Genomic DNA, 23,056 nt, shown 5'->3' on the forward strand with positions numbered 1-23,056 from the left:
ACGTCGGCATGCGGCGCCTTCGACACTACGACGTACCGCGACGGCGGAAATCGACATCGTGTCGGAAAAATTTCGGCGGCTTCGATCTTGTGCCTTGGCGCGGGCAAATGCAACGGGCGTTGCGCCACGCGCGGGCGGCCCGTGTACCCGCTCGATGTGGCCGGGACTCGGGACAGCGGGGCGCGCCGTTTCGCGTCGCGCAACGCACTTGCGGCACCAGGCTCCGCCGCATTTCACGCAGCGGGTTTACATGGAGGAAGTGCCCCTCAAGTCCGGCCCGCGAACGTCGTTATCCGTACCGGATAGTTAACAAATAGAGGCGTACGCATGAGGCTTTCCACCAAACTGCTGATGCTCGTCGCGGCGGCGCTGCTGGGCGTCGTGCTGCTGGCCGCGACGGCGCTGCACACGTTGCGCGGTGCGCTGGTCGACAGCCGGCGCGATGAAATCGTCATTCTGCTGACGAAGGCCGAGCACCTGGTCAACGCATATCGCGAGTTGCAGGCGAGCGGCGCGCTGACGCGCGAGCAGGCGCAGCAGCAGGCGAAGGAGGCGCTCTCCCGGCTCAACGCGACCCCCCGGAGCTATTACTGGGTCACGACGGCCGACGGCGTCAATCTCGTGCACCCGAACGCGAAGTTCATCGGCACCCGGGCCAAGGGCAACCGCACGACCGGCGGCCTGACCGACAGCGAGGCGTACCGCGCCGGGATGGCGCAATCGCATTTCGCGCTCGTCGACGTTCTCGTGAAGCGCAGCCCGGAGGCCGAACCCGAGCCGAAACTGCAAGGCGTCGTGGCGATCCCGGACTGGGACTGGTGGATCGGCACCGGCTTCTTCTATGACGACATCGACGCCGCGTTCTCGAAGCTCGCGGTGATGCTGGGCGCGATTGCGCTCGGCATCGCGGCAAGCCTCGCCGCGATCGCGTGGGCGATCCTGCGCAGCATCAGGCGCACGCTCGGCGGCGAACCCGCGCAGGCGACGCAGATCGCACGCGCGATCGCGACCGGCAACCTGGATGTGCCGCTCGATGCCGCGAAGGCCGCGCCGGGCAGCCTGCTGGCATCGCTCGCGGAGATGAAGGCGGCGCTCGTCGGGATGATCGCCGAAATCCAGTCCGCGACACATTCGATCGCGATCGGCGCGGGCGAAATCGCGCAGGGCAATCTCGACCTGTCGCAACGTACCGAGGAGCAGGCCGCGTCGCTGCAGCAGACCGCCGCGAGCATGGAGCAGATCACGGCGACGGTAAAGCAGAACGCGGACAATGCGCGGCAGGCCAACGGGCTCGTCACGACCGCGACGGACGCGACCGAACGCGGCGGCGCGGCGGTGCAGGAAGTGGTGGCGACGATGCAGCAGATCGCGCAGCAGTCGGAGCAGATAGCCGACATCACGTCGGTGATCGAAAGCATCGCGTTCCAGACCAACATTCTCGCGTTGAACGCGGCGGTCGAAGCGGCGCGTGCCGGCGAAGGCGGGCGAGGGTTCGCGGTCGTCGCGTCGGAAGTGCGGTCGCTCGCGCAGCGCAGCGCCGCCGCCGCGAAGGACATCAAGGCGCTGATCCAGGCGTCGGTCGAGAAGGTCGGTCACGGCAGCCAGCTCGTCGGCGCCGCGGGCGACCGGATGACGGCGATCGTCCAGTCGATTCGCCACGTCGCCGACATCATGGGCGAGATCTCGGCGGCATCCGACGAGCAGAGCACCGGCATCGAGCAGGTCAGCAAGGCGGTTACGCAGATGGACGAGGTCACGCAGCAGAACGCGGCGCTCGTCGAGCAGGCCGCTGCTGCCGCGTCGTCGCTCGACGAGCAGACCGCGCGTCTGCGCACGGCGGTGTCGGTGTTCAGCGTCGGGTGACGTGCACGGCGGACGTGTCGCGAAGCGGGGGCTGGACCGGTGCCCCCCGGCCGTTCATCCGTTTCCGAGGCCCGAAGGCACACGCGCCGGCCAGGGCGAACACCCGGCCGGCACGCATGATTGCCGCAGCGTCAGGACACTTTGTCTGCCGCCGCGTACCGCCCGCCGTCGCGCGCATCGTCCGCCGACGCCAGCGCTTCCAGCGCGATCCCCTTCGTCTCGATCCCGAGCGTCCACACCGCGACCGCCGCCGCCACGAACGACAGCGCGCCGAGCGTGAACACGCCGCCCTGCCCGAATACCGGCAGCACGACGCCGACCACGTACGGCCCGATCAGCGACCCGACGCGCCCGATCGCCGACGCGAAGCCGGACCCCGTCGCGCGCGCGCCGGTGCCGTACAGCTCCGGCGTGTACGTATACAGCGCGGCCCACATCCCGAACAGGAAGAACTGCATCGCGAGGCCCGTGCAGATCAGCAGCGTCGTGCTGCCGCCGTACAGCGCGCTCTGTCCGTACGCATACGCCATCGCACCGCCGCCGAGCAGCGACGCGATGCAGGTCGGCTTGCGCCCCCAGCGCTCGACGAGCCACGCGGCGCACAGGAAGCCGGGCACGCCGCCGAGCGAGATCAGCACCGTGTAGAACACCGATTTCGTCACTTCGAAGCCGGCCTGCTGCAGCAGCGCGCCGAGCCATGACGTGAGCCCGTAGAAGCCGAGCAGCGCGAAGAACCACAGCAGCCACACCATCGTCGTGCGGCGGCGGTACGCGCCGCTCCAGATCTCGCGCAGCGCGCTGCGGCCGCGCGGTGCCGGCGCTTCCATCAGACGCGCGGGCGGCGGCAGCGTCGCGACGCCGGCCGAGCGCATCACTTTCGTCTCGATGTCGCGCATCACCGTGTCGGCCTCGCCGAGCCGGCCCGCGTGCTCGAGCCAGCGCGGCGATTCGGGGACGACGCGGCGCACGATCAGCACGAACACGGCCGGAATCGCGAGCAGCGCGAACACGGTGCGCCAGCCGAATTGCGGCAGCACGAAGTACGACACGACGCCCGCGGTGATGAAGCCGAGCGGCCAGAAGCCGTCCATCAGCGCGATCAGGCGGCCGCGGTTCGCGGTCGGCACGAACTCGGACAACAGCGTCTGCGCGACCGGAAACTCCATGCCCATGCCGATCCCGAGCAGCACGCGATAGACGATCAGCGCGTCGACGCTCTGCGCGGTCGAGCACAGGTACGACGCGGCGCCCCACAGCACCATGCTCCACTGGAACACGGGCCGGCGGCCGAAGCGGTCCGCGAGCAGCCCCGCGACCGCGGCGCCGATCACCATCCCGAAGAAGCTCGCGCTCGCGACGAGGCCGGTCGTCGCGGTCGACAGCCCGAACTCCTTCTTGATCGAGCCGAGCACGAACGTCATCGTGCCGAGGTCGACCGAATCGAAGAAGAACGCGATCGCGATGATGAAGAAGATCAGCTTGTGATACCCGGAAAACGGCAGGCGTTCGAGCCGGGCGGCGGCGCTGGCGCGCGCGATGGAGGCGGGCATGGCGTCCTCTGAAATGAACAGGGGCCTCGAAGCGAGATGCTTCAAGGCCCTTAGTAGACGCGACCACAATCAGTCACATCAGAGGAAAAACGCCGCGCGCTTGAACAAATGCGTCATCGCGCGCGCCGGAGCGCCGTTGCGTCAGTTCTTCAGCCGGTATCCGGTGCGGAAGATCCACGCGACGATCGCGAGCAGGATCGCGAGGAACAGCGCGGTCGCGCCGAGGCTGATGCCGACGTGCACGTCCGCGAGCCCGTAGAACGACCAGCGGAAGCCGCTGATCAGGTAGACGATCGGGTTGAACAGCGTGACGATGCGCCACGCGGGCGGCAGCATGTCGACCGAATAGAAGCTGCCGCCGAGGAACGTGAGCGGCGTGATGATCAGCAGCGGCACGAGCTGCAGCTTCTCGAAGCTGTCGGCCCAGATGCCGATCACGAAGCCGAACAGGCTGAACGTGATCGACGTCAGCACGAGGAACAGCACCATCCAGAACGGATGCAGGATGTGCAGCGGCACGAACAGCCCCGCGGTCGCGAGGATGATGAGCCCGAGCAGCATCGATTTCGACGCGGCCGCGCCGACATACGCGACGACGATCTCCCAGTACGACACGGGCGCCGACAGGATCTCGTAGATCGTCCCGGTGAAGCGCGGGAAGTAGATGCCGAACGACGCGTTCGAGATGCTCTGCGACAGCAGCGACAGCATCACGAGGCCCGGCACGATGAACGACCCGTAGCCGATCCCGTTCACGTCGCTGATCCGCGAGCCGATCGCGGAGCCGAACACGACGAAATACAGCGACGTCGAGATCACCGGCGCGATGATGCTCTGCATCAGCGTGCGCCGCGTGCGGGCCATTTCTGCGCGGTAGATCGCGCGGATCGCCTGGAAATTCATTGTGCGTTGGCCTCTCGTGCGCCGTTGCGCTGGTTGTCGATCAGACTGACGAAGATGTCCTCGAGCGAGCTCTGCGTCGTGTGCAGGTCGCGAAAGCCGATGTCGGCCGCGCCGAGCGCGTTGATCAGCCTGCCGATGCTCGCGTCGTCGCGCTGCGAGTCGTAGGTATAGACGAGCGCGCAGCCGGCGTCCGCGAGTTCGAGCCCGAACGGCGCGAGCGCGGGCGGCACCGCCGCGAGCGACCGTTCGAGCTGCACGGTGAGCTGCTTCTTGCCGAGCTTGCGCATCAGTTCGCGCTTTTCCTCGACGAGCACGAGTTCGCCGCCGAGGATGATGCCGATCCGGTCGGCCATTTCCTCGGCTTCCTCGATGTAGTGCGTGGTCAACACGATCGTCACGCCGCTTTCTCGCAGCTTGTCGACGAGTTGCCACATGTCGCGGCGCAGCTCGACGTCGACGCCCGCGGTCGGCTCGTCGAGGAACAGGATGCGCGGCTCGTGCGACAGCGCCTTCGCGATCATCACGCGGCGCTTCATGCCGCCCGACAGCGTCATCAGCTTGTTGTCGCGCTTGTCCCACAGCGACAGCGCCTTCAGCGTCTTCTCGATGTGCGCGGGATTCGGCGCCTTGCCGAACAGGCCGCGGCTGAACGACACGGTCGCCCACACGGTCTCGAACGCGTCGGTCGTCAGCTCCTGCGGCACGAGGCCGATCATCCGGCGGGCCGCGCGGTAGTCGTCGCGGATGTCGTGGCCGCCGACCGTCACGCGGCCTTCGGTCGGCGTGACGATCCCGCAGATCGAGCCGATCAGCGTCGTCTTGCCGGCGCCGTTCGGGCCGAGCAGCGCGAACAGTTCGCCGGGGCGGATATCGAGGTTGACGTGTTTCAGCGCCTGGAAGCCGGACGCGTAAGTCTTGGACAGATTGGTGACGGAGAGGATCGGTTGCATGCTCGCGGGTGGCGCAAAAGCCGCGGAATCGCAGGACCGCCATATTAGCAACCGTCACATCGAAATGCATTTTGCCGGAAAGGCGGCGCGGCAAACGCGCGCGATTCGGTGCGAATACGGGCGGATTTGCGCGATACGCGTCGTTTTGTTCTGCTTAAACGAACAATCCGCGCCGTTTTCAGCGGAATGGCCGACGCCGGCGATCCCGAGCGACTGTGCTGCCGGAACGGCGTCGCACCGTACCGGTACGGCACACGCGCCGCTAGCAATAATGCTTGCTCTTTCAAGGAGCAACACCCATGCCTCTGATCGATTTCAAGTCGACCGCAGCAGATCTGCCCGCTGCCTGGCGTTCCCGAATCGTCGGCGAAGTCGGCTCGACCCGGATCAAGGTGCTGCGCATGGACGCGCAGCCCTATGCGGAAGAAACGCACGACTACAACGAAGGGCTGCTGGTGCTCGACGGCAAGTTGATCCTGGACGTGGAAGGGGAAGCCGTCGTCGTGGAAGCCGGGCAGATGTACCTCGCGCTCGCCGGCACGCGTCACGCGGTCCGGCCCGGCAGCCAAGGCACGCTGGCGATCATCGACGTTTGAAACGTTGCCCCGCGCGCATTCGCCGGGCGCTGCTATTCGTCAGACATATTCGACTGTAGGCTGTTTGAAAAATTGTCAAACGGCTTGTCATCGCTGGGATCCCGCCGGCGCGGTCGTTTGGAACTCTGCATCCATTTACTTGGGCTATTCGTCAGATCATAGTCTTGCGAAACGACGCATCACGATAGCGACTCACGCGTACGTCCGGAGACCAAGATGAAACGACCCTCCGAGGGGCCAGCCGCACTGCCGTTTCCGAATCATCCATCGCATGCGGGCGCGACGCCGGTCGCACGCCCGTCCTGCCGTTTAGCCGTTCATCCGCACGACTGCTCAACTGCTTAGCCGCTTGGTGGCTCAACCGCTCAACCGCTTAGCCGCTTAGTCGCTTGGGCGCTTAGCCGCTTAGCCGCTTAGCCGCTTAGCCGCTTAGTCGCTTAGTCGCTTAGTCGCTTGGGCGCGGATTTCATTCCGTTCCGATTTCCCTGAACGCGCCGTGCCGGATGACGGCGCGTCGGAAGGGCGCGCGCATTCGCCGCCGCCGTGCACCACCGCATCGTCCGTCGTGGCGTACGGCGCCGACGCCGCGTTGCGCGCCGCCGCCGTATGTCGCGGGTTCTTAGCCTGCCGAGCGATACCAACCGGCGGCCCATGCAGCCCGGCCGAACGAGACCTGATGTTCGAGAAAAGGAGGGGTTGATGATTTGCATTCCTGATTGGCGCGCGGCGGTCCTGTCGTGCGCGGTGCTGGCCATGCCGTTCATTGCCGGATGCGGCGGCGGGGACGACCCGGGCCCGATCAACGTGCCGCAGTGTTCGGTCAGCACCTGCGGGCCGAGCGGCCCGATCACGCAGCCGCCGGTGGTCACGCGCCTGTGTCCGGATGCGCTCGACTACACGACGACCTATACGGGCGGCGCCGGCAGCGGCGAGTATGTGAAGGTGCGGTTCGACACGACGAAGCTGACCTACCAGATGCAGTTCGTCGAATCGTCGGTGCCGACGTCGGCGGGGCAGGTCAACGACACGCGCGCGGGCCTGACGATCAGCGGTTCCTTCCACCATCCGACCAACCTGCCGACCGCCGAGCAGAACCGCTGCGCGTTCGTGCTCGACAGCGGCGCGACGAGCGACGGCGCGTATGCGGTGACGATCAACCGCGCGGATCCGCCGATGCTGTTCGTCGGCAACGGCGTCGTCGGCGGTGGAATTCCGGGGGCGACGATCGCGTTCGCGGGCATCGAACCGATTCCGGGCTTCGTGCTCGGCGTGGTGCCGTCGCGCACGTTCGATTTCTATCCGTTCATCGGCTTCACCGACACCGAAACCGACTTCACGAAGGTCGCGGGCAACTACAACGAGCTCGGCATCCACCTGTCGCCTGTCGGCGGCAACGCGCAGAGTGCCTCCGGGCCGGTCGGCTGGGAGCCGGACGTGGTCAACTGGAACCAGACGTTCAACGCGGACGGTTCGTGCACGATCACGCCGGGCAGCGACTACTCGTGCCAGACCACCGGCTCGCCCTGGAGCCTGCGCAAGAACGCGGACGGGTCGGCCGACAACGTGTTCATCAGCAACGCGGTGGCGAACCCGCTCGGCACGGTCACGTATCCGCTCGCGGGGCAGGGGTCGGCCCTCGTGATCGCAGCGCCGAGTCAGGCGAAGGGCATCATGATCGTCGGCAAGCTGAACGGCGTGCTGGTGCCGATCGTGATTCGCGTCGGCTACACGCACGTCGATGCGGGCAACCTGCTCGCGTCCGTCGCCGATGCCGAGGTCGGCATCTCGATGCTGTCGTCGACGGCCGCCATCGCGGCGAATTCGCTGAAAGGCGGCTACATCGGCGCAACGAGCGCGTCGGCGTGCGGCATCGTGGCGCCCAGCGGACCGACGGGGGTCATCGCGACCGACGGCCCGAGCTTCAGCTCCACTACGCCGCATCCGGACTTGCCCGGCACGTTCAACGGCACGTTCTTCCTGCCGGAAGCGGGCAGCTGCAACGACGGCACCGCGGTGTCGACGCTCGCCGCGAACTACACGTCGACGCTGTTCCAGGGCGGCACGGCGGCGTTCATCGACCCGCAGACGTCGTCAGTGACCGCGAACTTCTCGCTCGACTACACGCAAGCGTCGCCCGGCAAGATCAAGGTGACGGCCAACGGCGACTTCAACGCGAAGAGCAGCACCGGCAACGTCGCGATCTTCAGCAAGGGCGACACGGGCTGGATTGCGACTGCCGGCAACGTCTACGCGATGGTCGTCAACAACAACCAGGTCAACCCGTTCTTCACGGTCGGCGCGTTCGTCCAGTAACCGCGCACTGAACCGCATTGAACGCTTGACACCGGCGGCGCACGCATCGCCGCCGGCGAATCGATATTCAAGAGGATTCCTATGAATTTGAAGCATTGGATGGTTGCGTCGACGCTCGCGCCGGTGCTGGCCGCCTGCGGTGGCGACGGCGACCCGCCACCCGCGCCGGTGGTCCGGCTGTGTCCGCAGACCATCGACTACAACACGGTGTTCGTCGGCGGATCGGGCTCGGGCGAGCTCGTGAAGGCGCAGCTCGACACGATGAAGATGACGTACCGGATCACCTACCTCGCGTCGCCGGTGCCGATCGCCACGGGCACCGTGCAGCCGACGCGCGATGCGGCGCCGGCCAATGTGGTCGACGGCATGCTGACCGACGAAACGGGCCTGCCGACGGTGAAGCTGAACCAGTGCACGTTCCGGCTGCAGAACGCGAGCTTCGATCCGGCCCGTCCGGCGCGCGTGTTCCTCGGCGAAGGCGTGCTGGGCGGCGCGATTCCGGGCGCGACGATCCAGTTCGACGGCGTGATCGGCGTCGGCAGGATTCCGAAGACGACGTTCCCGTATTACCCGTTCATCAGCTTCTCGTCGCTGGAGACCGACCTGACGAAGATCGCCGGAACGTACAACCAGCTCGGCTACCACCAGGTGCCGTCGCAGAACTTCGCGCCGGTGGCGCTCGACACGCAGGTCGCGATCCATGCGGACGGCAGCTACGTGGAGACCGACAACTTCGGCAAGAAGAACGGCGGCGCGCCGCTCGCGTCGAGCGCGACGGTGAACCAGCCGTTCACGCTGCGTCCGGATGCGCCCGCGTTCCAGTCGCTCAACTACCAGCCGCAGATCCCCGCGACGCTGCCGGCGCTCGATCCGGCGAGGGCCGGCAAGGGGATCCTGATCGTCGGCAGGCTGCGCAACCAGCTCGTGCCGGTCTTCATCCGCACGGGCGCGGCAAACGCGGACCTCACGCAAGGCTCGCCGAGCGCGGACGACGAATCGGGCATTTCGATCCTGAGCCCGCGCACGGCGATCGCGCAGGGCTCGCAGAACGGCGAGTACACGGGCGTGGACAGCGCGCTCGGTTACCGCGCGACGGCGCTCGTCGGTGCGCAGGCGACGCTGCTCGATCCGTTCAACGCGTCGCAGGCCGCGCTCACGCGCGCGCTGAACCTCGACGACACGCAGAAGGTGCCGGGCGTCGTCACGACGGTGCACGCGGATGCGGCGTCGGGCCCGGCGACCGGCAAGTTCGTGTTCACGGGCGGCGTGTTCGGCTTCCTCGACATGAGCGACACGGCCAATCCGTACTTCACGGTCGGCGCGTTCGTTCAGTAACGCGCGCCGCGCCGGAAGACACCGCGGCGCCGCGTGCGGGTGCGCGCCGCCCGGACAGAATGAGGGGGAGACTTGATGAAGAAGCTGATTGCCGCGGGCGTCGTCGCGGGGGTTTCGACGCTCGCATCGGCCCAGCAGGCGGGCGACAACGTCGCGACGCTCGGCTGGCTGCACGTGATGCCGCAGGATTCGACCAACGGCATGACGACGAACCTCGCGAGCATGCCGATCAACGGGCCGCTGCGGCTGCCCGGCTCGTTCACGTCGCCGGGCTCGGGCCTGACGGTCAACAACGCCGATACGGTCGGCCTCACGCTCACGCATTTCTTTACCGACCACATCGCGGTCGCGTCGGTGCTCGGGGTTCCGCCCGAGTTCGCGCTGACGGGGCACGGGATGATCCTGCCGCCCGGCCCGGCCGGGTCGCTCGGCAACGTCGACATGGACAAGCCGGCGAACCAGCCTGCCGTGAAGAATGCGCGGCAGTGGAGTCCCGCAATCATTCTGCAGTACTACTTCAATTCGCCGACGGCGAGATTCCGCCCGTTCGTCGGGATCGGCGTGTCGTACAACTGGTTCACCAACATCGAGCTGAACGGCAATTTCGCGAAGGACATCAACGACAACCTCGGCAGCGTGCTCGCGGCCGGCGCGGGCAAGCCGGGGCCGACGTCGGTCGAGGGCAAGGCGTCGTCGTCGTTCACGCCGATCTACAACGTCGGCGCGAGCTACGCGTTCAACAAGCACTGGGGGCTGACGGCGACGCTGTCGTACATGCCGCTCAAGACGTATTCGTCGCTCGTGATCAAGGCCGCGGACGGCTCGACGCTCGCGACGACGCGCACGCGGCTGAAGGCCGATCCGCTGATCACGTTCGTCGGGATTTCCTACAGGTTCTGAACCGTCGGCGCCGCATTGGCGCCGCGGTTTCCTGCGACCGGCCGGGCGGGCCATTCCGTCCGCGACGTCGCGTTTCCGGCGGCTTGCCGCCATTCGTCCAGTGAGGGCAGTTCAGATGAGCCATCGTCAAATCGCATCGCTTGTTGCCGCACTCGCCATCTCCGCGGCTTGCGCCGCACCCGCGTTCGCCGTCACCGTGTCGCGCGCCGACGGCCAGCCGATGAATCCGAACGGCGAGCCGTTCTCCGCATCGGGCATCACGGTTCTCAGCAAGGGCACCATCAGCGCGAACTGCACCGCCACCTTCAACGGCACGATCTCGTCGACCGGCATCCTGAACATCACGTCGACGCAGTTCACGGGCGGCGGCACCTGCGGGCTGATCGCCGGCAGTGCGAGCAGCTCGGCGCCGTGGACGGGCCAGGCGGACAGCGCGACACAACTCACGATCAACAACGCGAAGGTGACGGTGTCGCTGCTCGGCACCTGCGGCCCGAGCAAGGTCGTGACGACGTGGAGCGATCCGAATTCGTCGCTGACCTTCAACAACGCCGTGCTGACGCCTGACTGCAAGGTGAGCGGCACGGTGGCGACTTCGCCGAAATTCCGCGTGCAGTAACCGTCGTGCGCCGGGGGCGGCGGAGCGAACCGTGCTTGCAGCCGCCTTCCGGCTCGTGGCGATCTTTACGGATGACCCATGCTCACTCACGAAGCGCAGTATGGTGACACGCGCGGTGCGACGCCCGACCGGGTGCGCACGGCCGCGTGGCTGCAATACCTGATGGACCGGATGGAAGGCGCCGCCGTTGCGGCGGCGGCCGATCCCGACGTGCGGATCGCCGCGGTGGCGCGCGCGGTGCTCGCGCGGCTAGCCGGCGGCCCGCGGCAGAGCGCAGACCTCGACGCGTGCGTGCTCGCGCCGTGGCTCGCGGCGCTCGGCGGCGGCGAACGCGGGCTGCCCGATGCAGCCGACGCAATCGATTCAGCCGATGCATGCGTGCGCGTGCCGAATGCGCGCGAGCTGGCGCAGGCCGAACGCTATTTCCCGGGATCGCGGACCGTGTTCGAGTCCGCGTATGGCGTGATCGACGCGGGCACGTTCAGCGATCCGGGCATCGGCTGGGCCGCGCTCGAGCGGATCGCTGCGGGTGCTGGCGGCGTTGTGCTCGAGCGGCTCGCCTCGGGTGCGGGCGGCGCGGCGCTCGAGCGGATCGCTTCGGGTGCCGGCGGCGCCGCGTGCGAGCCGGGCGGCCTGGCGTCGGCGGATGCCGGGACATCGTCGCCGGGTGACCTGATCGATGCCGTCGTTACGCGCATCGTGCAACCGCAGGATGACGCGCGCCGCATCGACGAATTGACGGCGCTCGTGGAATTCAGCGCCGCGCTCGCGATCCGGCATGACGTCGTGCCGCTCTCCGCGTACGGCGGCACGCACAACGGCATCGCGCTGGCGATTCGCCGCGACCGGCCCGACCTCGCGACCACGGAGGGCCTGCTCGCCGCGCTGTCCGTGTGCCGGCTCGACCAAGTCGTCGGTGCAGGGAGTTTCTGGGCCTATTACCTGCTGGCGGGGATCGTGATCGCCGCGCCGGATGTCGTGCGCGACTTCGGGCGCCGCTTCAGCGGCGGCATCTGGTGGACGTGGCTCGAAGCGACGCTCGCGCGGCCGGCGTGCGGCAACTTCGGGCGCGAGGAAGACGCCGCGTTCGAGCGGCTGCGCGACGCGATGAGCTTCACGTCGCGCCGCAACCCGATCGTGCGCGCGAAGCGCACGCTGCCTCGGACCGTGATGCCTGCACGGTTCGGTCGGGTAGGGAGAAAGACGGAATGACGCGCGGCCGGGCGCGACGGCTCGGACGCGCGCGTCATCCGTTTTGCGTTACCGGACGACAACCATCTTTCCGCCCGCTTCGTTGGCCTCCATGATCCGATGCGCGTCATGGATGTCGTCGAAGCCGAACACGCGAACGGGTCTGACGTCGAGCCGTCCGGCGGCGGCATCTGCCGCGATCGCCTGCAACGGCACATCCGACAGCGGAAAGCCCGGTGTCCCGAACACGAAACTGCCGAAGAACGTCAGATGGACACCGCTTGCCATCTGCAGCAGCGGATTGAAATCCGGGATCGGGTCCAGGCCGCCAAGCCATCCGGCGAGGCATGCACGGCCGCCGCGGCGAAGCATCGCAAGCGAATCGAGCACAACCGAATTGCCGACGAGATCCAGCACCGCGTCGATCCGCTTCGCGTCGGCGACATGTTTCGACAGGTCGCGTCGCTCGATTTCGCAGCGCTCGGCGCCCAGCTTCTTTAGCATCGCGAACCGCTCGCGATTGCGGGTCGTCGCGATCACACGTGCGCCTGCATTGACGGCCAGCTTCAATGCGGCCTGCCCAAGTGACGAGGTCGCTCCCCGGATGACGAGCGACTGACCTTGACGGATCTCGAGATTGCGGAACAGGCAGGTCCACGCGGTCGCATACGTTTCGGGAATCGCTGCAAGATCGGCCCATGGCAGGTCCGATTCAATCGACGCAACGTTGGTGACCGGCGCGCGTGTGAATTCGGCATAGCTGCCGTTGATGGTGCGGCCCAGGCCACCCATCAGCGCGGCGACCTTCGCGCCGACCGGAAACTCGCCGCCCGGACACGACTTCACGACGCCCACGCATTCGATTCCGCTGACCGGCGCGGCTTCGGCCCATTCGCCCCGACGCATGTGCAACTCGGCGTGGTTGAGCCCGAACGCCTTGATCTCGATCACGACATGGCCGGGCTTCGGTTCAGGCTCGGGGATGTCCTTGTAGACGAGGCTGTCGAGGCCGCCGAATTTCTCCAGGACGATGGCACGCATGATGGTTTCTCCGTCATCAGATGAGGTCTCCCGCATCGGCGCGGGACACGGTTTCCAGCGAGTGTCGCTCAGCGGGAAAGGAAATCCCGGATCGCGTCGGCGATCTCCGCCGCGTGCGTTTCGAGCGCGAAATGCCCGGTGTCGAAGAAGCGCACCACGGCAGCCGGCATGTCGCGTTTGAACGCTTCCGCGCCGGCCGGCAGGAAGAACGGATCGTTCTTTCCCCACACGGCGAGAAACGGCGGTTGATGCACGCGGAAGTAATCCTGGAACGCGGGATACAGCGCGACGTTGCTTCGATAGTCGCGGAACAGGTCGAGCTGGACTTCGTCCGCGCCGGGGCGGCCGAGGTAGAAATTGTCGAGCGAGTAACCGTCCGGGGACACGGATGCCGTGTCGGACACACCATGCGTGTATTGCCAGACGGTGGTCTCGGGCGCCAGCAACGCACGCAGCGCGTCGCGATTGGCGGACGACGCGTCCTGCCAGTAGCTGCGGATCGGGTTCCAGCCGTCGCTCAGCCCTTCGTCGTAGGCGTTCCCGTTCTGCGAGATGATCGCGGCGATCCGCTCCGGATGCTTCAGCGCCAGCCGGAAACCGGTCGGTGCGCCGTAGTCGAACACGTAGACGGCGAAGCGGTCGAAGCCGACGATCTCCGTGAAGCGGTCGATGACGTTCGCGATGTTGTCGAACGTGTAGGCAAAGCGTTCACGCGCCGGCATGTCGGACTGACCGAACCCCGGCAGATCGGGCGCGACGATATGGAAGCGGTCGGCCAGCTTCGGAATCAGATCGCGGAACATGTGGCTCGAACTCGGGAAACCGTGCAGCAGCAACAGCTTCGGCGCGTGCTCGTCGCCGGCTTTGCGATAGAACACGTTGAAACCGTCGACGTCGGCGTGATGGTGGGTAACGGCGGTCATGATTGCTCTCCATGCGGAACAAGGGGGCCGTGCAGGTAAGTCGACTGCGTGCGCAGCCTCGCGGATTCCAAATAAAGTAACCTGTCAAAATGCAATAAGAAGGTTACATATCGGCTTTGTAACTTGTCAAGAAGTGTTTTGATGGTTACGATTGGCTATCTCCATCACCCATTCGTCATCAGAAATGGACTACCGACCGTTACCCGCGATATTCGTGGCCGATGCGCCGGGCCTTGATTTCCTGAACTCGATCGCGACGCCGGTCGATGAGCCGGTCGACTGGATCGGCGATGGCGCCGGGTTGCTGTCCTGGCTGGAGCAGGCGGGAATGGTCGCGCCCGTGGCGCTCGCGGCGTTGCAGGCGCGGTTTTCGTCGGCCGACTTCGATGCCGTGGCGGCCGACGCGCGCGTGTTGCGCGAGTGGTTCAGGCAATTCGTGCAGGACAGGAAGGGACGGCCGCTGGCTGCGGCCGACCTGCGCGAACTCGAACCGTTGAACCGGTTGCTCGAGCGGGACGAGCGATACGGGGAAATCGTCGGCGCTGCGGATGACGGTGCGGCGCTGTTCCAATGGCGCGCGAATCGACGGTGGAACGCGCCGGAATCGCTACTGATGCCGATTGCCGAAGCGTTGGCGAAGCTGGTGTGCGACGAGGACTTCACGCACGTCAAGGCCTGCGAAGGGCCGCGTTGTACGCTGCTGTTCGCCGATCACACGCGGGGCCACGCGCGCCGGTGGTGCAGCATGGCGATCTGCGGCAATCGGGCAAAGGTCGCTGCGCACCGCAAGCGCGTCAAGGAACGGGGGAACGACTGACTCGGCTTCTGTACGGGCGGCGTGTTATGCCAAACTGGCATGCCGCGAGCGGAAGGGGGCAAATGGAGAAGCAGCGGTGCCACCCGTTCCACACGCATCTGCCGACGATTCGATGCAGAAGCGCGAGGCTGCTGCTACCGAATCCGCATTCAGATCACCCTCTTCGAAACGGTCGACCCGATGTCAAAGCAAGGCAAGAAAATTCTCCTTCTGAGCGTCAGCGCGGGCGCAGGGCATACCCGCGCCGCTGAAGCGATCCGCGCATTCGCGGACAGCCATCCCGCAGGAATCGACGCCACGCACCTGGACGTGATGGATTTCGTTTCCGCCGGCTTCCGCAAGCTGTACACCGATCTCTACATCAAGCTCGTCAGCAGCCAGCCGGCGCTGTGGGGCTACCTGTACCAGAAGACCGACGAGGTGCAACCCAGCGCGCCGTCGCAGAAGATCCGGCGCGCGATCGAGCGGCTCAATTGCCGGTCGCTGATGGCGGAGATCGAACGGCAGCGCCCGGACGCGATCATCTGCACGCACTTCCTGCCGGCCGAGCTGCTGTCGCGCGAGATTCGCAAGGGGCGCGTCGATGCGCCGGTGTGGGTGCAGGTGACCGACTTCGACCTGCACAGCATGTGGGTCGTGCCCAACATGCGCGGCTACTTCGCCGCGAACGACGAGATCGCGTGGCGCATGCGCGCGCGTGGCATGGCGTCCGACGCCGTGCACGTCAGCGGCATCCCGATCATGCCGGCCTTCGGCCAGCCGCTCGATCGCAATGCCTGCGCCGCCGAGTTCGGCCTGGATCCCGCGCGCCCGACCTTCCTGATGATGTCCGGCGGCGCCGGCCTCGGTGGGCTCGATGTGCTGGCGGCGCGTCTGCTGGAGATGGACGCCGACTTCCAGCTGATCGCGCTGGCCGGCAAGAACCAGGCGATGCTTGCGTCGCTGCAGGTGCTCGCCGCGCAACATCCGGGGCGACTCTTTCCGCAGGGCTTTACGCACCACGTCGAGCGCCTGATGGCCTGCGCCGACCTCGTGATCACGAAGCCGGGCGGCCTGACGACCTCCGAATGCCTGGCGATGCAGTTGCCGATGATCGTCAACTCGCCGATTCCGGGCCAGGAAGAGCGCAATGCGGATTTCCTGCTGGAGCAGGGCGTGGCGCTCAAGGCGATCGACGACGACGCGCTCGTCTATCGGATCCGCGCACTGCTGCAGGCGCCCGAGCGTCTTGCCGACATGCGCCGGCGTCTCGTGCCGCTCGGGCGGCCGCATGCCGGACGCTTCGTGCTCGACCGCGTGCTGGGCCTGGAGCCTGCCGCATGAGTGTTTCCGGTTTTGTGCCGACGCGGCGTACGCTGTCTGTCGTCGCGTGGGTCGTGTTGCTGGCCTACTTTTTCGCCAACGTCGAGATCCAGATCGAAGGGAGTGCGGGCTGGGCCGCGAACCTGCCGACCTGGCGCATCGAGAAGCACTGGCTGCTCGACATCTTCTGGGGCGGGCGGCCGATGACCGGATACCACGCGTGGGTCTTCCCGTTCGTGGCGCTGTTCTTTCACCTGCCGCCCGTCTTCAACGGGCAGTGGTCGTGGCGCATCGAAGCCCGGATCATCGCGTGCATCATGCTGTTCTGGCTGACCGAAGATTTTCTGTGGTTCGTGCTGAATCCGGCCTATGGCCTTGCCCGCTTCAACCCGGCCAATGTGCCGTGGCATATCCACTGGCTCGGTGTTGCACCGACCGACTACTGGACCATGAGTGCCGCTGCGCTCGTACTTTTCTTCCTTTCCCGCGCGCGGGAAAACCGATCCACTTGAACCGCCATGAAATTTGCCGCCATTGCCGTGATCGCCGTCGTGCTTACGGGGCTCGTGCAGCCTGCCAACGCGGACCCGGCATCCAGCGTCGCCGCACGACCGCTCCAATGGGCGCAAAGCATGTCCGATGCGCACGTGAACAACCTGCATCGCATCACGCCGTCGCTGTACCGCAGCGCGCAGCTGTCGAAGGAGGATGTGCCGCAATTGCAGAAGCTCGGCATTCGCAAGGTCATCAGCTTCCGTGCGTTTCACTCGGACGACAGCATCCTGGCCGGCACGCAGATCACGATGCAGCGCATTCCGATCAACACCTGGTATATCCGCGACGAAGACATGGTCACGGCGCTCAAGGCACTGCGCACCGCGAGCCAGGACGGCCCGGTGCTGATCCACTGCCAGCACGGAGCGGATCGCACCGGCCTCGTATCGGCGCTGTATCGGATGGTGTACCAGGGCTGGACGAGGGAACAGGCGCTCGACGAACTGCAGCACGGCGGCTACGGGTTCCATCCGATCTGGCAGAACATCACGTATTACGTGCAGCATGTCGACGTCGAGCGTCTGCGGCAGCAGGTCAATGAATAAGCCGGCAGCGCGAAGGCCCGACGGACGCGATCAGGTCCGGCGTCGCATGCGCTGAGCTTTCTCCTCCGGTTCATCCCCCCGCAATGCAAGCGCGAGGGCCGCGCCAGAAAAGCAAACGCCGCCGACAGCGACTGTCAGCGGCGTTCCGTCACGCAAAGGCGGGCAGTGTGCCCGTGCCGGTCAGACCGTCTCCGGCGCCCGCACCACCTTCGCGACGTTGCGCGCCGGCGCGCCGTTCGCGACGAAATACGGCGCGTTCGCGCGCGCAAGCGCCTGACGGCCGCGGATCTTGTCGGCGATCTTCTCGGCGATCATGATCGTCGGCGCGTTCAGGTTGCCGGTCGTGATGATCGGCATGATCGACGCGTCGACCACGCGCAGGCCGTCGAGCCCGTGCACGCGGCCTTCGTTGTCGACCACGGCCATGTCGTCATAGCCCATCTTGCACGAGCACGACGGATGGAACGCCGTCTCCGCACGCGCGCGCACGAACGTATCGAGATCCTTGTCGCTCTTCAGGTCCGCGCCGGGGTTCAGCTCGCGGCCGCGATAGCGGTCGAGCGCGGGCTGGCGCATGATCTCGCGCGTCGCGCGGATCGCGTCGCGGAACTCGCGCCAGTCGAGCGCTTCGGCCATGTAGTTGAACAGGATGCTCGGATGCTGGTTCGGGTCGCGCGAGCGCAGCTTCACGCGGCCGCGGCTCGGCGAGCGCATCGAGCCGACGTGTGCCTGGAAGCCGTGCATCTCGATCGCGTTCGAGCCGTTGTAGTTGATCGCGACCGGCAGGAAGTGATACTGGATGTTCGGCCACAGGTCGTCGTCGCGCGTGCGGATGAAGCCGCCCGCCTCGAAGTGGTTGGTTGCGCCGAGGCCCGTGCCGGCGAGCATCCATTCGAGGCCGATCTTCGGCTGGTTCCACCACTTGAGCGCCGGGTACAGCGACACCGGTTCCTTGCACTCGTACTGGATGTACATCTCCAGGTGGTCCTGCAGGTTCTGGCCGACGCCCGGCAGGTCGAGCACGACGGGGATGTCGAGTTCCTTCAGCCACGCACCGGGACCGACGCCCGAGCGCTGCAGCAGTTGCGGCGACGCGATCGCGCCGCTGCACACGAGCACTTCGCGGCGCGCATGCGCGGTCGCGCGCTCGTTGCCGCGCAGGTACGTGACGCCCGATGCGCGCTTGCCGTCGAACAGGATGCGGTCGGCGAGCGCGTGCGTGACGATCTCGAGGTTCGGCCGCGCGCGCGCCTGGTCGAGGTAGCCGCGCGCGGTGCTTGCCCGTCGGCCGCGCGGCGTGACCGTGCGGTCCATCGGGCCGAAGCCTTCCTGCTGGTAGCCGTTCAGGTCGTCGGTGCGCGGGTAGCCGGCCTGCACGCCGGCATCGACCATCGCCTCGAACAGCGGGTTCACACCCGGCTTGCTGGTCGTGACCGACACGGGGCCGTCGCCGCCGTGATAGTCGTTCGGACCGACGTCGCGCGTCTCGGCCTTCCTGAAGTACGGCAGGCAGTCGAGATACGTCCAGTTGTCGAGGCCCTTGTGCGTCGCCCAGTTGTCGTAGTCGAGCGCATTGCCGCGGATGTAGCACATCCCGTTGATCAGCGACGAGCCGCCGAGCCCCTTGCCGCGTCCGCATTCCATCCGGCGGTTGTCCATGTGCGGCTCGGGGTCGGTCTCGTACGCCCAGTTGTAGCGGCGGCCCTGCAGCGGATAGGCGAGGGCCGCCGGCATCTGCGTGCGGAAGTCGAAGCGGTAGTCGGGGCCGCCCGCTTCGAGCAGCAGCACCGTCACGTCCGGGTCTTCCGTCAGGCGCGTCGCGAGCACGTTGCCCGCGGAGCCTGCGCCGCAGATGATGTAGTCGTATTCGCGTGTCGTCATGACGGTATGACCTCCTTTAAAACACCGGGTTGTAACGGCCCAGCTCGACCTGCACCGATTTGATTCGAGTGTAGTGCTCGAGCGTCGTGATGCCGTTCTCCCGTCCGACACCGGATTGCTTGTATCCGCCAACCGGCATCTCGGCCGGCGATTCGCCCCACGTGTTGATCCAGCAGATACCCGCTTCGAGGCGATGGATCGTGCGGTGCGCGCGCGACAGGTTCTCGGTGACGACGCCGGCCGCGAGCCCGTAGTGCGTGTCGTTCGCGCGCGCAATCACTTCGTCCTCCGATTCGAATTCGAGGATGCTCATCACGGGCCCGAAGATTTCCTCGCGCACGATCTTCATGTCGTCGCGGCAATCGCCGAACACGGTCGGCGCGACGTACTGGCCGTTCGCGAAGTGGCCGTCTGCGAGGCGCGTGCCGCCCGCGAGCAGCTTCGCGCCTTCGGCCTTGCCGCTATCGATGAAGCCGAGCACCTTGTCGAGCTGCGCGGCCGACACGAGCGGGCCGAAGTTCGTGTCCGCATCGGTCGGCTTGCCGACGCGGATGCGCTTCACGCGCTCGAGCACGCGCGCCGTGAACGCGTCCTTGACCGAGCGGTGCACGAACACGCGCGTGCCGTTCGTGCAGACCTGCCCCGAGCTGAAGAAGTTGGCGGTCACCGCGATGTCGGCCGCGCGATCGAGATCGGCGTCGTCGAACACGATCAGCGGCGACTTGCCGCCGAGCTCCATCGTCACTTCCTTCAGCGACGACGCGCCCGCGAGCGACATCACCTTCTTGCCGGTCTCGACGCCGCCGGTGAACGACACCTTCGCGATGTCCGGATGGCCGGTGAGCAGCGCGCCGACCGAGCCGTCGCCCTGCACGACGTTGAACACGCCGGCCGGCACGCCGGCTTCCGTATAGATCTCCGCGAGCTTCAGCGCCGTCAGCGGCGTGACTTCGCTCGGCTTGAACACCATCGCGTTGCCGGCCGCGAGCGCGGGGGCCGTCTTCCAGCAGGCGATCTGGATCGGGTAGTTCCACGCGCCGATGCCCGCGCACACGCCGAGCGGCTCGCGGCGCGTGTAGACGAACGACTCGGCGCGCAGCGGCACCTGCAGCCCCTCGATCGCGGTCGCGAGGCCCGCGTAGTACTCGATCACGTCCGCGCCGGTGACGATGTCGACCGCGAGCGTCTCGGCGATCGGCTTGCCGGTGTCGCGCGTCTCGAGCGCGGCGAGTTCGTCGTTGCGCTCGCGCAGCAGCTCGACCGCGCGGCGCAGGATGCGCGAGCGCTGCATCGCTGTCATCGCTGCCCATTCGCGCTGGCCTTCGCGCGCGGACGCAACCGCGCGGTCGACGTCGGCGGCGCTCGCCTGCTGCACCTGCGCGAGCAGTTCGCCGGTGGCCGGATCGAAGGTGTCGAAAGTCTTGCCGCTGGTGGCATCGACGTAGCCGCCGCCGATGTAGAGGCGCTGCAAACCGTATACGGACATGAGGATCTCCTTGAGGGCGACTGCGCGCCGCGTCAGTCGGACGCGAGCAGCAGATCGATGTAATCGTGGGCGAGCCGCAGCGCGGCCCGGGTGTCGAACGGACCGCCGGCAAGCGCGCCGCGCAGCCACAGGCCGTCGATCAGCGCGGCGAGGCCGCTCGCCGCCTCACGCGCCTTTGCGCGCGGCAGCGCCTTCGCGAACTCGGCGCACAGATTCGAATTGAGGCGCCGCGTGTTCACGTGCTGCAGGCGCTTGAGCGTCGGCTCGTGCATGCTCTGCGACCAGAACGCGAGCCACGTCTTCATCACGGGCGCGCTGATCTGCGAGTCGTCGAAGTTCGCGGCGACGATCGCGCGCAGCCGGGCGCGCGGATCCTTGCGCGCGGCGACGCGGCGGCGCGTGGTGGCCGACCACAGATCGCGCAGCACGTGCCGCATCGTCGCTTCGAGCAGGCCGTCCTTGTCGCCGAAGTAGTGGCTGACGATGCCCGTCGAGATGTTCGCGCGCTGCGCTACCGACGCGAGCGTCGTGCCGGGCAACCCGGCTTCGTCGATCGAGCGCAGCGTCGCGTCGATCAGCTGCGCACGGCGGACTTCCCGCATTCCGACTTTCGGCATCGCGACTCCCTTCGCACGAACGGCTGATGGATGGAAGTCGAGAGCTTAGCGGTTTTTTATTGACCGTTCAATCAAGAAAAAAGCGGGGTCGGACGGTGGAAACGGAGATTGCACGGGTGGGAAGCGCGCGGATCGCGTCATGTGCGAGTGCGGAAACGCGATCGTAAGAAGGTTAAATAAATTGGAGTTTGTTTAAAACGGATTCAGCGATGATTCGCGTGATCAACAAATGATTGGGGATTTTCAATTTCTTTCCGCATGAAAGAATGTGGAGATGTTTGATTTTCGCTGCGGTGCGAAAAAGGATCGATTGTTCGAGTCGCTGAAATGATGTGAAAAGTGCGAGCAATCGGTGCGATTAAAATGCATCAAATCATTGATTAATAACGAAAACATCGTGGATTGATTCACCGGATGCAACGCTGGCACAAACGATTGCTGCAGCGTCGCATGCGGATTTGTCTACCATAAAAATCACTGAAAAAATTTGAATATGACGTATTTCCAACTCGAGTAGAGGGGGTAGTTGGACTGACTTGAGTGATTAATATATGCCGTATTAGTATTGCGCCGCACTACGAGGAAAGAATCGACGCCGCTGAATGTGCGTCGGCTGCGGGCGCGACCGGGGTTGCGCCTCCGGCCGGCGCGTTGCCGTTGCGCGCGCGGCGCACGATGGCGCGGCACGGCACGCGCCGACGCCGAAACGCCGCATCCACCGGGAGAACGACATGCCGACCGAAAAACACGTGGTCCCGCTGCCGAATGGTCTGAAGGTTTACGTCGAACGGAACGTGTTCGACCCGGCGTTCGACACGGCGGTGCTCGTCAACGGCGCGCTCGCGACGACGGCGTCGTTCGGGCAGACCGTCCAGTATCTCGGCGAACGCCTGAACACGATCTGCTTCGACCTGCCGTACGCCGGGCAGTCGCGCCAGCACAACCCGCGCTGCGCAGTCCTGACGAAGGACGACGAGGTCGCGATCCTGCAGCATGTCGTCGAGCGGTTCGAACCCGACTATCTCGTATCGGTGTCGTGGGGCGGCGTCGCGTCGCTGTTCGCGCTCGCGCGCGGCTGCCCGAGCGTGCGGCGCGCGGCGATCTGCTCGTTCTCGCCGTTCCTCAACGACGCGATGGTCGACTACGTGACCCGCGCACGCGACCACATCGCCGCGGGCGAGAACCTGAAAGCCGCGCAGTTGCTGAACGACACGGTCGGCCGCTACCTGCCGCGCATCATGAAGCTGTACAACTACCGCTACCTGACGCGGCTGCCGCGCGACGAGCAGGACCAGGTCGCCTTCCACGTCGACCAGATCCTGTCGCTGCAGCCCGAACGCTACCTGAGCGAGTTCTCGAACATCCGCTGCGAGCTCAAGTTCATCAACGGCGCGCTTGACGAATACACGACGCCGGCCGACGTGCGCAAGCTCGCCGCGCACGTGCCGCGCGCGCAGTTCGCGACGATTCCCGCGGCCGGGCATTTCCTCGACATCGAAGGCCGCGCGCAGCGCGACTGCACGCGGGCGGAACTGCTCGGCTTCTTCTGCGATCCCGTGCCGGTCGCCGCCGGCGCGCCGCTCGGCATCGCGCCGGCATGCATGTCTGCGCCGATTCCCGCACCGATCGCCACGCCGATTCCCGCGCTGTCGTCGTGACGCCGCGCGGC

At 66.4% G+C, this 23,056-nt stretch carries 20 protein-coding genes; 12 read left to right on the top strand and 8 right to left on the bottom strand.

Annotated features, from left to right (window positions below):
* The first annotated feature begins 327 nt into the window (after positions 1 to 327).
* Entirely contained in the window at positions 328 to 1,863 is a 1,536-nt protein-coding gene (locus tag ACV229_RS25025) for a methyl-accepting chemotaxis protein (RefSeq protein WP_448085788.1), read from the top strand.
* 131 nt (positions 1,864 to 1,994) lie between these two features.
* Here ACV229_RS25025 and ACV229_RS25030 read toward each other — a convergent pair whose 3' ends face one another.
* The 3 genes from ACV229_RS25030 to ACV229_RS25040 form a co-directional block, all read right to left on the bottom strand.
* Entirely contained in the window at positions 1,995 to 3,413 is a 1,419-nt protein-coding gene (locus tag ACV229_RS25030) for an MFS transporter (protein WP_448085789.1), read from the bottom strand.
* 141 nt (positions 3,414 to 3,554) lie between these two features.
* The gene (locus tag ACV229_RS25035; protein WP_448074964.1) at positions 3,555 to 4,316 is read right to left on the bottom strand and encodes an ABC transporter permease; all 762 of its coding nucleotides are present in this window, start codon (positions 4,314 to 4,316) and stop codon (positions 3,555 to 3,557) included.
* Positions 4,313 to 5,266, bottom strand: coding sequence for an ABC transporter ATP-binding protein (locus ACV229_RS25040; RefSeq protein ID WP_448085790.1), 954 nt, complete (start codon positions 5,264 to 5,266; stop codon positions 4,313 to 4,315). Before ACV229_RS25040 ends, ACV229_RS25035 begins: the two co-directional genes overlap by 4 nt.
* Positions 5,267 to 5,565: 299 nt before the next feature.
* Here ACV229_RS25040 and ACV229_RS25045 point away from each other — a divergent pair, with 299 nt between their 5' ends.
* The 6 genes from ACV229_RS25045 to ACV229_RS25070 all read left to right on the top strand — a co-directional run bounded on the left by ACV229_RS25045 (position 5,566) and on the right by ACV229_RS25070 (position 12,241).
* Complete coding sequence (locus ACV229_RS25045) at positions 5,566 to 5,862, top strand: cupin domain-containing protein (protein ID WP_448085791.1); 297 nt, start codon at positions 5,566 to 5,568, stop codon at positions 5,860 to 5,862.
* A gap of 699 nt (positions 5,863 to 6,561) precedes the next feature.
* Positions 6,562 to 8,175: a DUF2957 domain-containing protein gene (locus ACV229_RS25050; protein ID WP_448085792.1), complete on the top strand. Its 1,614-nt coding sequence runs from the start codon at positions 6,562 to 6,564 to the stop codon at positions 8,173 to 8,175.
* Positions 8,176 to 8,256: 81 nt separating this feature from the next.
* A complete protein-coding gene (locus ACV229_RS25055) occupies positions 8,257 to 9,510 on the top strand; it encodes a DUF2957 domain-containing protein (RefSeq protein ID WP_448085793.1) in 1,254 nt (417 codons plus the stop codon).
* Between the two features lie 75 nt (positions 9,511 to 9,585).
* A complete protein-coding gene (locus ACV229_RS25060; RefSeq protein WP_448085794.1) occupies positions 9,586 to 10,410 on the top strand; it encodes an OmpW/AlkL family protein in 825 nt (274 codons plus the stop codon).
* A 115-nt stretch (positions 10,411 to 10,525) separates the two neighbouring features.
* Complete coding sequence (locus tag ACV229_RS25065) at positions 10,526 to 11,029, top strand: activator protein (protein WP_448085795.1); 504 nt, start codon at positions 10,526 to 10,528, stop codon at positions 11,027 to 11,029.
* A 78-nt stretch (positions 11,030 to 11,107) separates the two neighbouring features.
* Positions 11,108 to 12,241, top strand: a complete 1,134-nt coding sequence (locus ACV229_RS25070; RefSeq protein WP_448085796.1) for a hypothetical protein — start codon at positions 11,108 to 11,110, stop codon at positions 12,239 to 12,241.
* 48 nt (positions 12,242 to 12,289) lie between these two features.
* On the opposite strand, the gene ACV229_RS25075 is transcribed toward ACV229_RS25070, so the two are convergent.
* Positions 12,290 to 13,261, bottom strand: coding sequence for a zinc-binding alcohol dehydrogenase family protein (locus ACV229_RS25075; RefSeq protein ID WP_448085797.1), 972 nt, complete (start codon positions 13,259 to 13,261; stop codon positions 12,290 to 12,292).
* 68 nt (positions 13,262 to 13,329) lie between these two features.
* Positions 13,330 to 14,184 carry an alpha/beta fold hydrolase gene (locus tag ACV229_RS25080; RefSeq protein WP_448085798.1) on the bottom strand — a complete coding sequence of 285 codons (855 nt, stop codon included), beginning with the start codon at positions 14,182 to 14,184 and terminating at the stop codon, positions 13,330 to 13,332.
* Between the two features lie 184 nt (positions 14,185 to 14,368).
* Here ACV229_RS25080 and ACV229_RS25085 point away from each other — a divergent pair, with 184 nt between their 5' ends.
* From ACV229_RS25085 to ACV229_RS25100, 4 genes are all read left to right on the top strand, one after another.
* Positions 14,369 to 15,001 (top strand): CGNR zinc finger domain-containing protein, encoded by a 633-nt coding sequence (locus tag ACV229_RS25085; RefSeq protein ID WP_448085799.1) that lies wholly within the window; start codon positions 14,369 to 14,371, stop codon positions 14,999 to 15,001.
* Positions 15,002 to 15,181: 180 nt separating this feature from the next.
* Entirely contained in the window at positions 15,182 to 16,324 is a 1,143-nt protein-coding gene (locus tag ACV229_RS25090) for an MGDG synthase family glycosyltransferase (RefSeq protein WP_448085800.1), read from the top strand.
* Positions 16,321 to 16,815, top strand: coding sequence for a hypothetical protein (locus ACV229_RS25095; RefSeq protein ID WP_448085801.1), 495 nt, complete (start codon positions 16,321 to 16,323; stop codon positions 16,813 to 16,815). The genes ACV229_RS25090 and ACV229_RS25095 overlap by 4 nt, the downstream gene beginning before the upstream one ends.
* 6 nt (positions 16,816 to 16,821) lie before the next feature.
* Positions 16,822 to 17,403 (top strand): dual specificity protein phosphatase family protein, encoded by a 582-nt coding sequence (locus ACV229_RS25100; RefSeq protein WP_448085802.1) that lies wholly within the window; start codon positions 16,822 to 16,824, stop codon positions 17,401 to 17,403.
* Positions 17,404 to 17,583: 180 nt separating this feature from the next.
* On the opposite strand, the gene betA is transcribed toward ACV229_RS25100, so the two are convergent.
* The 3 genes from betA to betI are packed head-to-tail and all read right to left on the bottom strand — an operon-like array spanning position 17,584 to position 21,387.
* Positions 17,584 to 19,284, bottom strand: a complete 1,701-nt coding sequence (gene betA / locus ACV229_RS25105) for a choline dehydrogenase (RefSeq protein ID WP_448085803.1) — start codon at positions 19,282 to 19,284, stop codon at positions 17,584 to 17,586.
* 16 nt (positions 19,285 to 19,300) lie between these two features.
* Positions 19,301 to 20,770 (bottom strand): betaine-aldehyde dehydrogenase, encoded by a 1,470-nt coding sequence (betB, locus tag ACV229_RS25110; RefSeq protein ID WP_448085804.1) that lies wholly within the window; start codon positions 20,768 to 20,770, stop codon positions 19,301 to 19,303.
* A gap of 32 nt (positions 20,771 to 20,802) precedes the next feature.
* Positions 20,803 to 21,387, bottom strand: a complete 585-nt coding sequence (gene betI / locus ACV229_RS25115) for a transcriptional regulator BetI (protein ID WP_448085805.1) — start codon at positions 21,385 to 21,387, stop codon at positions 20,803 to 20,805.
* A 731-nt stretch (positions 21,388 to 22,118) separates the two neighbouring features.
* Here betI and ACV229_RS25120 point away from each other — a divergent pair.
* The gene (locus tag ACV229_RS25120) at positions 22,119 to 23,045 is read left to right on the top strand and encodes an alpha/beta fold hydrolase (protein WP_448085806.1); all 927 of its coding nucleotides are present in this window, start codon (positions 22,119 to 22,121) and stop codon (positions 23,043 to 23,045) included.
* Positions 23,046 to 23,056: the final 11 nt, after the last annotated feature.

It is taken from the genome of Burkholderia sp. MR1-5-21, from assembly GCF_053427715.1.